At 44.2% G+C, this 15,485-nt stretch carries 17 protein-coding genes; all 17 read left to right on the top strand.

All coding sequences use genetic code 11. From position 1 onward, the window contains the following. Window positions 1–450 precede the first annotated feature (450 nt). The 17 genes from CF651_RS22960 (at window position 451) to CF651_RS22880 (ending at window position 15,484) form a co-directional block, all read left to right on the top strand. A complete protein-coding gene (locus CF651_RS22960) occupies window positions 451–1,002 on the top strand; it encodes a helix-turn-helix domain-containing protein (protein WP_094017220.1) in 552 nt (183 codons plus the stop codon). Then, the gene (gene terL / locus CF651_RS22955; protein ID WP_245856103.1) at window positions 908–2,494 is read left to right on the top strand and encodes a phage terminase large subunit; all 1,587 of its coding nucleotides are present in this window, start codon (window positions 908–910) and stop codon (window positions 2,492–2,494) included. Before CF651_RS22960 ends, terL begins: the two co-directional genes overlap by 95 nt. 6 nt (window positions 2,495–2,500) lie before the next feature. Next, the gene (locus CF651_RS22950) at window positions 2,501–2,755 is read left to right on the top strand and encodes a hypothetical protein (protein WP_144029094.1); all 255 of its coding nucleotides are present in this window, start codon (window positions 2,501–2,503) and stop codon (window positions 2,753–2,755) included. A gap of 30 nt (window positions 2,756–2,785) precedes the next feature. After that, on the top strand, window positions 2,786–4,897 hold the full coding sequence (locus CF651_RS22945; RefSeq protein ID WP_179232944.1) for a portal protein: 2,112 nt from the start codon (window positions 2,786–2,788) through the stop codon (window positions 4,895–4,897). Window positions 4,898–4,982: 85 nt separating this feature from the next. Further along, window positions 4,983–5,912 carry a hypothetical protein gene (locus CF651_RS22940; RefSeq protein ID WP_094017218.1) on the top strand — a complete coding sequence of 310 codons (930 nt, stop codon included), beginning with the start codon at window positions 4,983–4,985 and terminating at the stop codon, window positions 5,910–5,912. A 10-nt stretch (window positions 5,913–5,922) separates the two neighbouring features. Then, window positions 5,923–6,336 carry a hypothetical protein gene (locus CF651_RS22935; protein ID WP_094017217.1) on the top strand — a complete coding sequence of 138 codons (414 nt, stop codon included), beginning with the start codon at window positions 5,923–5,925 and terminating at the stop codon, window positions 6,334–6,336. A 14-nt stretch (window positions 6,337–6,350) separates the two neighbouring features. Beyond that, window positions 6,351–7,307, top strand: a complete 957-nt coding sequence (locus tag CF651_RS22930; protein WP_094017216.1) for a phage head protein — start codon at window positions 6,351–6,353, stop codon at window positions 7,305–7,307. Window positions 7,308–7,395: 88 nt separating this feature from the next. Then, on the top strand, window positions 7,396–7,659 hold the full coding sequence (locus CF651_RS22925) for a hypothetical protein (RefSeq protein WP_144029093.1): 264 nt from the start codon (window positions 7,396–7,398) through the stop codon (window positions 7,657–7,659). Window positions 7,660–7,668: 9 nt separating this feature from the next. Then, window positions 7,669–7,857 (top strand): hypothetical protein, encoded by a 189-nt coding sequence (locus tag CF651_RS22920; protein WP_094017214.1) that lies wholly within the window; start codon window positions 7,669–7,671, stop codon window positions 7,855–7,857. Window positions 7,858–7,899: 42 nt separating this feature from the next. Continuing rightward, window positions 7,900–8,154 (top strand): hypothetical protein, encoded by a 255-nt coding sequence (locus CF651_RS22915; protein WP_094017213.1) that lies wholly within the window; start codon window positions 7,900–7,902, stop codon window positions 8,152–8,154. Next, window positions 8,141–8,407, top strand: a complete 267-nt coding sequence (locus CF651_RS22910; protein ID WP_094017212.1) for a spike base protein, RCAP_Rcc01079 family — start codon at window positions 8,141–8,143, stop codon at window positions 8,405–8,407. Before CF651_RS22915 ends, CF651_RS22910 begins: the two co-directional genes overlap by 14 nt. A 19-nt stretch (window positions 8,408–8,426) precedes the next feature. Next, window positions 8,427–9,008, top strand: coding sequence for a phage adaptor protein (locus tag CF651_RS22905; RefSeq protein WP_094017211.1), 582 nt, complete (start codon window positions 8,427–8,429; stop codon window positions 9,006–9,008). A 4-nt stretch (window positions 9,009–9,012) separates the two neighbouring features. Continuing rightward, window positions 9,013–10,587, top strand: a complete 1,575-nt coding sequence (locus CF651_RS22900) for a pectate lyase family protein (RefSeq protein ID WP_094017210.1) — start codon at window positions 9,013–9,015, stop codon at window positions 10,585–10,587. Window positions 10,588–10,599: 12 nt separating this feature from the next. Beyond that, the gene (locus CF651_RS22895) at window positions 10,600–12,009 is read left to right on the top strand and encodes a hypothetical protein (RefSeq protein ID WP_094017209.1); all 1,410 of its coding nucleotides are present in this window, start codon (window positions 10,600–10,602) and stop codon (window positions 12,007–12,009) included. Window positions 12,010–12,017: 8 nt separating this feature from the next. Next, entirely contained in the window at window positions 12,018–13,361 is a 1,344-nt protein-coding gene (locus CF651_RS32675) for a hypothetical protein (protein ID WP_094017208.1), read from the top strand. Window positions 13,362–13,399: 38 nt separating this feature from the next. After that, entirely contained in the window at window positions 13,400–13,873 is a 474-nt protein-coding gene (locus CF651_RS22885; RefSeq protein ID WP_144029092.1) for a stalk domain-containing protein, read from the top strand. A 42-nt stretch (window positions 13,874–13,915) separates the two neighbouring features. Continuing rightward, entirely contained in the window at window positions 13,916–15,484 is a 1,569-nt protein-coding gene (locus CF651_RS22880) for a hypothetical protein (protein WP_094017206.1), read from the top strand. The last annotated feature ends 1 nt before the right edge of the window (window position 15,485 follow it).

Below are 15,485 nucleotides of genomic sequence, written 5' to 3'. Positions count from 1 at the left end.
ATATGGCAAATCAAAATAGATAACCTCTGCATCATGGCTGTATGTATCACGGTTTGGTTGAAAGTTTATGATTGGGTGTATAGGGAGAGAGAATGATCATCAGCATAATCAGCTGCATCATCTTAGTTGCAGCATATAGACATTATTTGGCGAGGTGGTGGGATGGTGGTCTATGATCCGGAAATAAGCTATCAAGGAACCGTAATTACATTCAAGTCACATCCCTTTGTTCAAAGTCCAATAGAACGGGATTTGATCGACTTAGAGACAACGATATTAAAGATTGAGCAACATGAAACAACGGTGTACGTGAAAGGCTATAATCGCAATGTCATCATTGTTCATCTAGGTTGGGGAGAGAAAACAAAAGTTTTACACGAATATTCGCACGAGATACCGACGTGGATGAAAGATGATTTTAATCGATTCTTAAGAGAATGAGGTGAGGGTATGGCATTAAGCGACGAGAAGCGTGAACAGATCAAAGCGCTTCTTGCCACAGGAGCAGCAAAAAACGATGTGGCTAAGAAGTGTAAAGTTTCTTGGGCGACAGTAGACAGTATTTCGAAGGAAGAACCGGACAAAATTGAGAGTTTTCGAGAACAGAAAAGAATGCAGTTTGTAGACCGGCTTTGGAATAGTATGGATAAAGCGTTGGGATTGGCAGATAAGCGAATTGAGTTGGCTCTCGAGGCATCTGAGAAGCTCGATGCAATTTACGATAAGATTGGTGAATCGGAGTTGGATTTCAAACAAAAACAAGAGTTGCAAAATGCAATTAACAACTTATCAACAATTCCGCTAGGTCAGATATCAACGTTCATCGGAACGATTTATGATAAGCGTGCTTTGATGATGGGCGAGAACACGGAGAATGTGGGTGTAAATGGCGAGGTGAAGCAAACACATGAGTACCGTATCGAACAACAAATTACGACCGATCCGGAAACAGCAGAGATCCTCCGTCAACTCTACAAACGTCAAACTGCAAGTTCCTCTTGAGAGACAATGGGAGATACTTGCAAAGCATGATTTTAGCTTTTTCATGGATTATGACAGCGGCGGACGTGATGCTGACGGTAAGCACTTGGATGTCCTGGATGCTACGTTACAGAAAGTGTCTGAGGGAAAACTAAGGCGCGTTATTATAACGATGCCACCGAGACATGGGAAGAGCGAGAGAGTATCTAAGAAGTTCCCGGCTTGGCACTTAGGGAGAAATCCCGGAGACGAAATGATAATAAGCTCATACTCAATCGACCTGAGCCGGGGCTTTTCTCTTATTGCCAAGCAAACATTGGAATCGAATCAGAATGTGTTTGACGTGAAGATCGATCCCAAAAGGCAAGCATCAGAAGCTTGGGGGCTAGCGGGTTACCGCGGCGGATTGAATGCAGCTGGTGTAGGCGGTCCTATCACAGGTAAAGGCGCGAGAATAGCGATTATCGATGACCCTGTTAAAAATGCCGAGGAAGCCAATTCAGAAGTAATGCGTCAGAAAATATGGGATTGGTACACATCGACATTGTATACTCGCTTGACTCCAGATGGTCGGATTATTGTAGTTATGACCAGGTGGCATGAAGATGACCTTGTTGGACGACTTCTGAAGAAGGAAAAAGAAGAGATCGAGCAAGGTACGCACAAGGGCGAGAAATGGACTGTCATCAACTTCCCTGCTCTTGCTGAGGATAACGATATATTAGGCAGATCTAACGGCGAGGCACTATGGCCTGAGTTTGGTTTTGATGTGGAACGAATGGGACAGATCAAATCAGATGTAGGCTCATACGTATTTAATGCGTTGTACCAGCAGCGCCCTAGCGCGGCCGGCGGAACGATCTTCAAGCGTGAATACTTCCGCTATTTTCGTGAAGAGACCATTTACAATCAGCAATACTTCATTGTTGGAGATAAAAGATATCAGAAACTTGAGTGTTGGGTATTTCAAACAGTGGACACAGCTAACAGTGAAAAGACGATCAACGATTATTTTGTTGTTTCTACGTTCTATGTAACGCCTGACAAGGACATATTGCTCTATGACGTTTATCGAACACACATAACGGGACCAGATCAAAAGCCATTGATGAAGCAGCAGTTGCATCGGTACCGTCCGCGATTCCAAGCAATCGAGGATAAAACGTTCGGGACTAACCTTATACAAGAATGCAAACGCGAGGGTATGACCGTCCGAGCGGTGAAAGTGGACAAGGATAAGGTGACCCGTTCGCTACCAATCGCAGCGCGGTATGAGGTGGGAAAAGTTTGGCATCGAGAGGGAGCGCCATGGTTAACGGACTTCGAGGACGAGCTGCTGAGCTTCCCGAGAGTTAAAAATGATGACCAAGTAGATACGGTATCAATGGCCGGTGAAATCGTGCATAACATCGTATCAAGTTCCGATCCGTGGAGCGCAGTACCTACAGGTGAACGGCATTCGGACTTTGATGCTGATGACGAAGAAGAGACAACGCATAGTTCATTTTGGTGAGGTGAAATGATGGACGAAACCGCCGCAATGTTAATAATCACTGCTATCCTGGCGCTGTACGTGGTCGATAAGCTATTTTCCCACCTAGAGAAACGAAAGCTGCAGGACACAATAAACGAACTCAGCAGTAAGCTGATGGCTAAGGATTATCGAGAGTACACGCAACTATCGCGCCCGGAATCGAGGGAAGAAAAGCCAATGCGAAATCCGCAGAGCTGGCATGATGATCCAATGATTGAGATTGATGACGACACACATTGATGTGTCTTTTTTAGTTGAGGAGGCGACACGATGACGTTGCTTAACAAGGTAGTAGGCATATTCACCGGCGATAATGGTAAAGGCGAGCAAGCGATAAATACGCCTGAGCAGCATAATCTTGTGAACGTTGTACAAATGGATTTCCAGTACTTCAAGTCATCCAGGCAGAAAATAGAGGGAACTTGGAGGCAAGAACAAAGGTTCTACATGGGAAATCATTGGTATGGACTACGTCCAGAAGAGGTCAGTAAGCTTCGGCCGAATAGCGTGGATAACATTGTATGGAGCCAAGTAGAGTCCATTGTATCTAAATTGACCGGCTGGGTACCGCAGCCTGATTTCCAAGCGCAGGAGCCGCATGATGAACAAAAGGCACAGGAACTGAATGAGTTTATGCCATATGAAATCAGGAAAATCAAGTTCCATCAAAAGCATATACGAGCAGTTAGACGTATGGTTATACATGGCCCACTGATCTATAAGACAATCTATGACCCGACAGTCGAGGGTGGATTTGGACAGAACAAGTATAACGGTAATAACGATATCATACCGGTTGATCTTGGAAGCTTTTTCCCGGATCCGCGCATACGAGACTTTATTTACCTCCAAAATGGCGCGGCGCACATCATCAAGACACAGCAGCCTCTTGAGTATTTTAAAGATCGATGGCCGGGACAAGGTGACAAGGTTAAGGAAGACAATGCAAGCGAGGATTCAAACATCTTCTGGCGCGATGATGTCAGCCTCCAAGGGTTTAATACGGATCGATCGGTTATGAATGGCGCGGAGATGAAAACGGCCGGACTGATTGAATACTGGTATCGCGGCAAGCCGAAGATGATGACCAAGGAAGACAAGCAACTGTTCAAAGAAATGGCAGTTGAAAAGCTTCAAGAAGGGAAAGACCCATCTGAATGTCTAGCAAAGGCCAAAGGGACGATGAAGGGCATACATTGCGTTTATATCACCACAAACGGCGTGTTCCTAGAGCACAAGAGCTACATTTACGACCATGGGCAGTATCCTTTTGTAGCACGTACTTTATTCCCTGAAGAAGATAGTATTTGGGGTAAAGGGTACATGCGGGATATGATGTCGCCTCAGATCATGCTTAACAAGTTCGCTGAGATTGCTGTCGAGACGATGGCGAAGCAAGGTAATGGCGGCATTGTGTATGATGAAAATGCAATTACGAAGCCTGAAAAGTGGAAGATGCAGAGGTCTACTCCTGGCGCCATGCTGCCGATTGCGGATATAAACGGATTCAAAGAACTCCAAGGTGTAAACGTTTCTCAAACCGTCTTCAACATGATGGGATATTACAAGGAGATGTTGCAGAAGATCCCGGGGCAATTTGATAGCTCTAACGGTGCAGCTAATCCGAACATCACAAGCGGCGCACAAGCACAAGCGCTTATTAACGCCTCAAGCGGCCGTTTGTCACTTCCTGCCGATATAATCCAGGACGCGCTGGAAGAAGTGTTTATGCAGTATATCGAACTCATGGCGCAGTTTTATACTGTTGAACGTATCGGCCGCATAATTGGTAAGGACGTCGGCATGAGCCGTGATAAGTTGGTAAATATGGCGCCAACCGATTATGAGGACAATCAGGTTCTTGAAGAGTATGTACCGCAGTTTGACATCTCCGTCAATATAAGCGTAGAGCGGCCGAAAGATCGAGAATACGCGATTCAAACGGTATTTAATCTCTTCAAAATGGTTGACCCGATGACACAGATGCCTCTCGTTGATGCTCAAGCGGTGCAATATACGATTGAGAACGGACGTATGGAGCCAATGAGCGTTATAGAGGCACGAATGCAGAAAGAGGAACAAATTAAAGCTCAAATGCAGCAACTCATCCAGCAGAATCAACAACTCCAGCAACAAATGGACGCAATGATGCAACAGATGAATCAGATGCAAGGTCATATGCAGACGATTCAAAACGATAACGCTCAAGGGCAAGCGGAAATGCTCAAACAGTATAACGAGGCACAGCGGATGCAATTCGATCAGCAGAAGGAAGCCCAAAACACAGCGCATCAACAAATGATGGACCGGAGGAAGATGGCGAATGAGGAGACTAAGACGTTCCTTCAAGGTGCGTCCGTGATGAATAAGCAAGGACAGTAGGGCTTACGCAGAGCAGCGTAGGCCCTTTTATATAGATTACCTCTGCCCCAGCCATAGGGCTATTTGATATTAAGGAGTGTTACCCATGGAAGAAACGACTCAATCCGGCAGCCAAACCGTGGAAAGTCACCAAACGCAAGACAATGCCTTACAAGACGCTTTTGAAGCGTTTGGCATACCTACACCTAATAAGCAAGAAGAAAATCCTACCGAGCAAGGCGATAACCCTCCTGCCATAGAGGAAGAAACGTCGTCGGAAACTAAGAAAATCAGCGTCAAGTTTAACAAGGAAGACGTTGAGATCGATGAAGCGCAGGTTCCTGAATTGCTGCAAAAGGGACTCGCTCTTGAAAAAGTACGCGAGCGTAATTCGGAGTATCAGAGAGCCCTTGATAGAGCTGCCAAACTCCAAGGATTCGATTCTCACGAAGATTTCATTGCGAACTTGGACAAGATCGAGGCACAGCAGAAAAAGGCAAGAGAAGACGAATACGAGGCTCAGCGCAACGATTTGTTGAATGAGCTTGAGATTGCCGGGATTGATCGGACTCGAGCAGAGAAATTCATCGATAATCATCCGTTGATGCAGCAAGCTCGTCGAGCCATCGAGGAAAAGCAACAAATTGAGCAAGTAAGACAACAAGAAACAGTACAGCAACAGGCAATGAATGATTGGGCGCAGCTTTATGATGCATTTCCGGAAACCAGGGAAACATCTCAACTGTTTACCGAGGGAAAAAATCCAGATTGGTACACCGAGGAAATGCAAGCCATGATCCAAATGGGATATAAGCCGTTACATGCTTTTAAATTGTCCCACATGGATAAGCTGAATTCCCAAACGAGGAAACAAGTGGAGCAAAAACTTATCAAAGAGCAGCGGTTAGGCAGCCGTGCACAAGTCGTTACAGACGCATCAGGAGCAACTGAAGAGGATGTTCCTGTTGAGCTGGCTACGGCTTTTTCGTTGTTTGGGCTTAACCCTAATTCTGCAAAAAAATACGTAAAAAAGTGAGGGAAAAACTATGGCTTTCAAATGGCTATATAACGAATACGGTGCACCAGTTACGCGCATAACGACTATTCTTGCAACAGATTCCGAAGCTTTTACCTTTGGTGAAGCGTTAAAACTTGCTTCTGGTAAATGGACGAAGGCAACAAATGGTGTTGCGGTTGCTGGGTTTGCGAATCAAACACTTGCAGCCGGTACTAATCAATACCTTGATGTGATTCAGGCGCGTGAAGGAGATGTATTCGAGTCTGCTTACACCGGAACTCCGGATGCAACGTTCCTTGCTGGAGCGAATACGGTTGACGTATCCGCTGACGGATTGACAGTATTGGCTTCTGATGTAACGAGTGGATCGTTTTCAATCCTTGAAGTAAATACAAATAAAACAACATGCCGGTTGAAAGTTAAAAACCGTCAATTGAGCTAAAAGGGGGATAAACCATGAACGGAAAATTGCAATGGAACCAAAACGTACTCGAAAACGTATTCCGCGAGCTGTACGCGCTGGAAATGAAGGATAAGAAGGATTTCATCCCGATGATGTATGGTGTTGAAAATTCTATGAAGGACACAGAGAGCATCGAAGGGATCGGCGGCGAAGGCTTAATGGAAGAATGGGGACGTTCTTCGAATCAAGTGTTCTACGCTGACGTCAATGAGCTTTGGCAAAAATACTTCAAGCACACGAAGTACTCTTTAGGTCGCCAAATTGACCGTGATTTCGTGGATGACTTGAAGCTAACGGCCATTAAAGACCGCATTACGAGCATGGCCGACGCTACTTACAAAACGCAGCAGTACCAGGCTGTTGAAGACTTTAACAATTTTAACCTGACGACAACGGCTGTTGACTTCCGTGGACGTACGTATAATGCTACATTGCCGGATGGTAAGGCATTATGCGCTTCAGACCACCCTTATAGCCCTACGGATACTGTGGACACGCAATCTAACCTTGGCACAGCATCTCTTTCCATCGACGCATGGGATGATACTACGGTAGCTATGCAAGGGTGGGTTGATGATCAAGGTAACTTGATGGGTCGCACACCCGACACATTGATTGTGCATCCGTATAACCGTCGTCGGGCATTACAAATTGCCGGTATTCCAGGCAAAGGCGAAGGATTTGAACCTGGATCTGCAGACAACAACATCAACGTGTATGAGGGCGAAATCAATGTCATCGTGAACCCGTTCCTTAAGAATAAATTTGTGTGGTTTGCCGCTGATTCATCGATGATGAAGCAATATCATAAATGGTTCTGGAGACGCAAACCGGAAAATGGTTCGATTACGGATTTCGACACCGAAACATTAAAGTTCAAAACAATTGGCCGGTGGTCTAAAGGTTCTGTTCATTGGTCTTGGGTCTACGGACAAAACGCTTCGAACTAAGGAGGTTTAAAAAATGCCAGGACATTCAAGGGGTCTTCATTCCGAGCGAGTCGGGATAAAGAAAAAGGGCAAATCAGCAGCAGATTTTATGACTGACCTATTTGTCAAAGATATCACGTTCGACCCTCCGTCTCTCGCAACTGTAACTGGTGCTTTATCCAGCGCAATTACGGTTACAGGTGCAGCTTTGGGCGATCGGGTTGAAGTATTTCCGCCTTATGATACTCAGGGTGTTATTGCATTTCCATTCGTAAGTGCGGCCGATACGATTAAAATCAGCTTGTTTAATCCGACTGCCGGTACGATTGATCTTGCAAGCGGAACGTGGACAGTCCATGTTATTCGGAAGTAGGTGAAGAATATGGATGAAGAAATAACTTGGGAAATCAGTAGTGGTCAGCCGGCAATCGCTGATAAGGTTGAAAAAATGGCATTCGTTGAGGAAGTTCCAATCACAGATGATATGGGGCAAGGGCAAAGGTTGTTTGCTTCCAACTACAACGAAATGCGTAGCATGCTTTTGAAATACAAACTTATGAAGACGAGATAGGGAGGGGCAAACGCCTCTCCTTTTTTTCTATTGGAGGCATTTATGTCACGATTTGGTGGATATTCAGAGCCGTTAGAGGTGCTGGTTGACATACTTAATGAAACACGGCGGACGAATGAACTGTTGGAGAAGTTATTGCCGCAACAAAATGAACAGGTCATCGATATTGATTCATTAAAACGTCCTGATCTTATGAAGTTGATGGCTCAACGTGATGATGCGCCACAGGGATGGAATAAGTGGGGGACAGAAGAAATGAGAAAATTCATTAAGGGGGATCATCATGCAGACGAGTAAACGATCGCCTGGATATATTGGTGTCGTGGGGAGTAACAAAGCCGTAGTAGTAACACCAAATGATTCGGCCGACTTAACTGGTGGGGCAACGCTAGCCATTTATATTGGTGGATCCGGTAATGTAAAGGCAGATATGGCAGATGGGAGTACAGTTACCTTTAACGCGCTTTCTGTTGGTATCGTTCACCCGCTATCTGTAAGACGGGTATACGCAACTGGTACCACTGCAACTAACATCGTTGGTTTGTATTAAGAGGTATCGGAGGTGACACATGAATCTTGGTCAGATACTAAACGAAGTAAAATTATTGGTACCTCCTAGTGCAGATATAACAGATGAACAGTTAGTGTTGAAGATTAACCAGTTGCAGCGAAGAATTTACCGTGAGCTTCAATTACCAGATAAGTTATATTATATCAAAACAACACCTGCATCTCCGTTCTACGATTTACCTATAGATTGCCCGGAGGATCGCATATCGACTGTATTAGTTAATAACGAGGCGTATGATAAGTCCGATAATCAAGATGATGTAGCGCCATCTACTTTTTGGACTATCATGACAGGAAGTTTATACCTTAGACCAAACCCAACTACTGAATTAGATTTACTGATTTATTACAAGCCTCGTTACCATGACTTGGTCGCAAGCAATACTTCTGATATTTCGGACTTACCTGAAGATTACCACGAACTATTAGTATATGGATGTGCTCAGTGGGTTGCGTCGACTCTTCGTGATGTTGACATGGTCAACAATATGCAGATGGAATATGATTCTTTGCTAAGAGATGCAAAAAACTATCTCATGAGCTTAACAGATCGAAATTTAGTGGTAAACGAAAGATGGTGATGACATGAATGTGATGGAAATTATGGGACCGGATTTGGCGAAACTAATCGCAGCTGCAAACGCAAATCTTAAAAGGGTCCCTTACGTTTACAATGTCCAAGGATATGGTGCATTAGGTAACGGCATAAACGATGATACAAGCGCTATACAGGCAGCTGTAAATGATTGCATTGCAAACGGTGGCGGCGTTGTCGTGATACCCCGGACAAGTACTTATTACAAAGTCACCGGATTTATTAACGCTACACTTACGGACGGAATGAGCCTGGTTGTAATGGGTGATGGATACCCTGAATTAAGATTTACACCCAGTACTTTCTCAGGAAATTATGTAGCTATGTTCAATTTTCTCTCTGTATCGGATACACCTGTTAATGTGAACGTAAGAGTAGAAGGAGTCAAGTTTAACGGTATTGGTGTGCCTGAGCAATGGACGGTTACTGACTTCAATAGTCTGAAAACCATCATCGGCCTTGATATCAAAGCAACCTACGCTTACGTCAATGATTGCCAGTTTGATAACCTGTACGGATACGGACTAAGGATTAAGAATTATCGTAAAGCAATCGTTAATAGTTGTCATTTTGAAAAGGTTGGGGGCCACTGGTACACAACGGACGGATACGACTCATTTGGTGATTCCGTTTATTTCGCATTTGCTCAGGATAAGTATGCAATTGCTACAGCGTCCAATTGTCGCATGATCGGTTACCCGTCTGACCGTCCTAGACTTTCTAGGATTGCGGTAACATTCGAGTTCGGTGCAGGTAATGGGTATATCGAGAATTGCTATATGGAAGGCTACGACCGCGGTGTACACGTAGAAGCTGCTTACGATATGAAACTAGATATAGAAGATGTGACAATTGAAAGATATGATGTAGGTATTTTTGTTCATGGTGGAGCTAAATCGGTTACGGTAAAAAGCGGTAAATTTTTTGATAATCAAGGTAGCTATGCCGGCACATCCGGTCCTGTTGGCACCTATTCCATCACAAATGCACCGGATTTCTTTCAGTTCAATAACTGTATATTCGATTTAGCTGCGGATTGCGAATCATTCATTGACTCGCTGACTTACTTCTACAACTGCGAATTCAAATCAAATACAGGACGTTGGACGATGAAAAGCGTTCTCGTCCAGAACTTCACGGATTGCGTCTTCATTGGAAAAGCAGTCTATTTTTACTTAAGTCAGGTTGAAAAATTTATTGGCTGCAAGTTTTTAGGTAAAACAGGAACAGGGCAAACGGAAGTATTGCGGTTTGAGGGTGGCTTTGCTAAGAAATTTGCAGATTGTCGATTTGTTAATGCATTTACTGGGCTTGCTAACTGTATTGATTTCAATTTTGAATTTGATTCATGTCGCTTTGAGAAGGATGGGACTTTGACATTAACGGATGATGCAGGCAATGCTGTAACCGGATTTATCTTCAACTTCAATACGACCATCATTATTCGGGATTGTATCCAAGTAGTCAATGCGGCGTTCCCCTTTGATTATTATGGCGGAACAGGCACGCGTTATCTTGGAACTAACAACAAAGTAGTCAATAATGTATGGTCATCGTACCCGTGATGGAGGTGGATTATGGCCTATTGGAAGGAAATCAGGGGTATTCTACCTCCTCAAACGATAAGGCAATTTAAAGGTGTATACAACAGTGAAGATAGTGGGTTTTCAACCCCTGAAGGATTTGCACAGGACATAAGGAATATAAGCTCTCAGAGTTACCCTGCGCTATCTTTGAAACCTGGTCATAGTTTGTTAGGATCAAACCTTGGCGGACGTGTTACGGGGCTCTTAAAGTGGCAAGAAACGGAGCTGCATGCTATAGCTAATGGAGTATGGTCGAAGTGGACAGGCATAGCTTGGTCCTCAGTTGCAACAGGACTAAGCACTTCGGCAGATTGCTCATTTGCTAATTTTAAAGGGAACCTGAGCGCAATTAACCTCATCATGGCAAACGGAGTCGATGCACCGAGGCGTTATGACGGAACGACAGTGCAAGTTTTAGCTGGAGCTCCAACAACTGGAAACTTTGTAGAACAGCATGACAACAGGCTCTATATGGCCACAGGAAATACAATCAGTTACTCGGCTTTATCGAAGGCTGATGATTGGAGTACTCCGAAGGACGCAGGGCAAATCGTCCTGGAAACAAACAACGGTCAAAGCATCATCGGATTGCGTGGAGGCAATCAGCATCTTACGGTGTTTAAGAAATCATCCATCCATGAGCTTTTCGGAACGGGACCAAACAATTACAGGTTAATAGAGGTCGCCAATGATATTGGAGCATTCTCAAACAAGGCAATCATCAATGCCGCTGGGGTGCTCTATTTTATTTCCAATCGAATTTATCAGTACAACGGCGGTTCACGGCCTGATTTTGAGTTTTCCAAGCCCGTACAGAACTATATATCAGGAATCAATCCCAATGCTACGGATAAATGCGTTGCAGGAACCAATGGGAGAAACGTTTATTTTGGGATCCCTTACGGCACGGCAACGGAGTGTAATTTGATTCTTGAATACGACACACAGCAGGGGGCGTGGTATGTATGGGACAACATCCCTGTAACTCAATTTATCAAGCAAGGGTATTCAGCTTGGTTCTCAGGCGATACCAACGGAAATGTATTCATGATGGGCACGGGCAGTACAGACAATGGAACTGCAACACATTGGGCATGGATATCTCCTCCATATGGCGCTGAAACATTAGCTAGACGAACAAATTGGTACAACATGTATCTGATTGTTGATTTGCCTCCAGGAAGCTCGTTAAATGTCTCTTTAAACCGTTCTGCCAACGATGATACTCAATGGTATCTAGTGAAATCTATAACGCCGCAGAATGGCATACAGAACGCCAGAATTATTATTCCATTAGCAACAGTGGCGTTGAGCAATTTCGTCCGTGTCAAATTGGATGGTTTCGGACCATTCAAACTTTACGAGTTTAATCGTCAAATGCGAGAAATGCCGATAAAGTAGGTGAGCAAATGCCGGTACCGCAAATTGGTATCATTAGTAATGATGCAACGTTAAAAGATGTAATCGATGCTCTAGCAAGGTTTCAAAAGCAGCTTTTATATATGACTGATAACGGGATTGATACTGCAAACATGTTAGAGGCCGGTGGGTGGATCGTCACACCCGGGCAGCTTGCTTCAGAGGACGGAAAAGTGGGAATGTCTACGGTCGATAGTGCAGCAGATGACATTCGCTTTTGGGCTGGTGATTTAATCACAGGAACACCGACATTTTACGTCACTAAAAGTGGGCTGATGGTAGCTCAGAATGCCAATATCAAAGGTATAATAGAGGCATTGGCAGGGCATATAGGAGGATTCACGATCACCACGGATAAGCTTTACTCGGATTCGGGGGCTGGGATTATTCAAGGTGGTACATTAAGGAGTGGACCAGATAATACAGATAGACTTGAATTTACTGGTGGTAAATTTGCTGGTTATACATCAAGTGGTGCGAAGACTGGATTATATTTTGACATCGGTACAGTCGCAGGAACTGGTATAGCTGATTTAAAGTTGTATCACAATGATTCGGAGCTACTCGTTTTTTACGATAATATTGATAGTTACACTATTCGTCCTGGTACAGGATCTTCAAGCATGAGAATCGGTACGATTGGGAAAACTTTATATCTTCAAGGGTCCATTGACCTTGGTACTAGTACAGCTACAGGTAAAGTGCAATATGCCGGTCACGCCGACTCGTCTGATTCTTCAAGTTCTGCTGATTCAGTTGATTGGAGTAATGTAACTAACCACCCGAATCCAACAACAACTCCGTTGATGGACGGAACAGGCGCAATCGGTTCATCCGGAAAGTATGCTTATTCTGATCACAGACACCCTACAGATACATCAAGGGCCCCCGTCGATTCCCCGGCATTTATCGGAACACCAACAGCACCAACAGCACCAACGGGGACGAACTCAACTCAGATCGCAACGACAGCTTTTGTTGCACAAGGATTTGCAAGCAAGACAATTCCTGCATGGACGTCTATAACACTTGCTAGCGGATGGTCGAATTTAGGCGGAGGATATGCAACGACAGCATATTACAAAGATGACTTAAGCATAGTTCACCTAAAGGGAGATGTCGCCAATGGAACGATTAGTGGGTCAGTTGCAGCATTCACCCTTCCAGCAGGTTATCGACCATCGGAAACACAAATGCGAGGACTACTAACTTTCAGTGGAGGAACTCCTGTTCTTGGAAGGCTCCTGATAATGTCAAACGGAAACTGCTTTATCGACAATGGCGCAAATTCTGCCGTAAGTTTGGATGGAATAAGCTTTAGAGCAGAGCTATGATGTGATATAATGGGTTAAAATGGAAAAGGAATGGTATTATGAGAAAATATATTATTGGTGCATTATTTGGATTTGCCTTATCGTTTTCGGTAGGCGCACATGCGGAGGTAATCAATATGATTGGAAAAGTCGTAGATGGCGTGGTAGATGTTACTGTAAATGGGAATAAACTAAATTCTCAAGCGATCACCATAGATGGTACTTCTTACCTTCCGGTGCGTGACATCGGTAATGTGCTTGGTTTAAAAGTTGATTATGACACTGCAACCGGAGTTATTGTTAATACTCCATCAACAGATAAACAAGATAAAATTAAGGAACTAGGCGAAAAATCAAGAGAAATTTTCGAAGAAAGAAAAAAAATAAATGATACGATCATCTTGCCTTATGAAATTGATAACGGTAAGCCAAAAGATGACGATTATTATGGAGCTAAGAAAAAAATTGATGAAATGACCACAGAATTAAATGATATCTATAATAAATTACAGGAAATATCAAAACAGAAATGAGTCGCTGCGGCGGCTCTTTTTATTTTGAAAAGGAGGCATACCATGGCAACTATTCCTAAGTCTCTTGGTCAACCTGCGCGACCATATATGATCGCAGGATATACCGATCAAACTCCAGCAAAGAGTTCAACAACACCGGCTCCATATCCAGGAATGTTGGCTCCTAAAGCTAACGGATCGACTTCTGGTGCGAGCATACCTACAGCATCAAGTACGGCGGCTACAATGCCATCATCTAACTACCAAGACTGGGGCGCAACAGATCAGTTTAAATACTTCCAAGCTAATCCGACAGTTGGCCAACAGGAAATTGCTCGAGCTACTAATCAAGCGAACATATATAAAGCTGCTGGAGACATGGCTAAATACAATGATGCTCAGAGTTGGTTAGGCAAGGTGAATACGGTCATGTCAGGCGTACAGATTCCAACAGCTGCATCTAAGGCTAGTCAAGCGTATACTGACGCACTAGATTCGTATAAGCAGCAGATTGCAACTCCTTACGCTTACGATCCTGCCAAAGATCAAACAGCACAAGCATACAAGGCATATTACGATAACCTTGGTAAAGAGGCATCACGTAATGCTATGGAGGATATGAACAGTAGCGGCCTGTTAAATAGCTCCATGACCGCCGGAGAAGTTGCAGCAGCTCAACAGAATGCAAATCTACAGTATGGCATGAAAGTGGCTGACCTCGGTAACCAAGCGTACCAGCGATACCAGGATAATCTTGCAAACCAAGGCAGGTTAATAGGGTTGCTTGGCAACCAGCAGCAGTTTGAAACGCAGAATCAGCAGTGGGATAAAACATATGGTTTGCAAAAACAAGGTCAAGAATTTAATCAAGGTCTTGCAACGAAACAAGAATCGAGAGCACAACAAGCGCAGGATGCTAACTACACAGGATATTACGACAATAGCGGGGACGTACGACGGAAGATGGCAGAGAATAGCGCTGCCTGGTATAACGCATCTCCGGAAGAACAACAGCGACTTCATGATGAAAATTTGCGCCTAGGCCAATCGATCGGCGCGATTTACAACGATCAGACGGGGGATTATGCGTTTAGTCCTGCGACAAGAACCTTACAGGGTCAAGCACAAGATTTAAGTAGCGCCCAAGTAATGGGTCAACTAACCGGGAAAATGCCTGATGGTACACCGACGAACGCTGCCCAGCAGCAACAGCTTCAAAACCTTTGGACTGTAGCTGAACAAACCGGAAAAATTCCTGATACATTGGCAGACTTATACGGACTTCCGAGAGGTACACAAACACAAGTAGCTAGACAGCAAGCGATTCAGAATAGGTTTGAACAACAACGCATTGGATTATCTGCCGCAGGGCAAGCGCAGTCAGCTTCCAATGCAGCTGCTAATCTTGGATTGAACAGAGATAAGTTTGAATTTGAGAAGCAACAGGCTCTAGGAAAATCCGGTTCAAAACAATTGAGTCAGTCGTCATACAGTGAGTTCTTGCAGGATTTGCCTCGAATCTCTAGTGCTGACGAAGGGTATTCACTTATTCAGTCGTACCGCCAAGATGGAGTTGACGAGACGACACTATCAAACATGCTTAAGGCGATAAATAGCAAATTCAAGGAGTGAT

It is taken from the genome of Paenibacillus rigui (assembly GCF_002234615.1).
GTDB lineage: Bacteria > Bacillota > Bacilli > Paenibacillales > NBRC-103111 > Paenibacillus_S > Paenibacillus_S rigui.
Note: the sequence above shows the minus strand (reverse complement) of the source record. Positions and strands in the feature narration are given on the sequence as shown.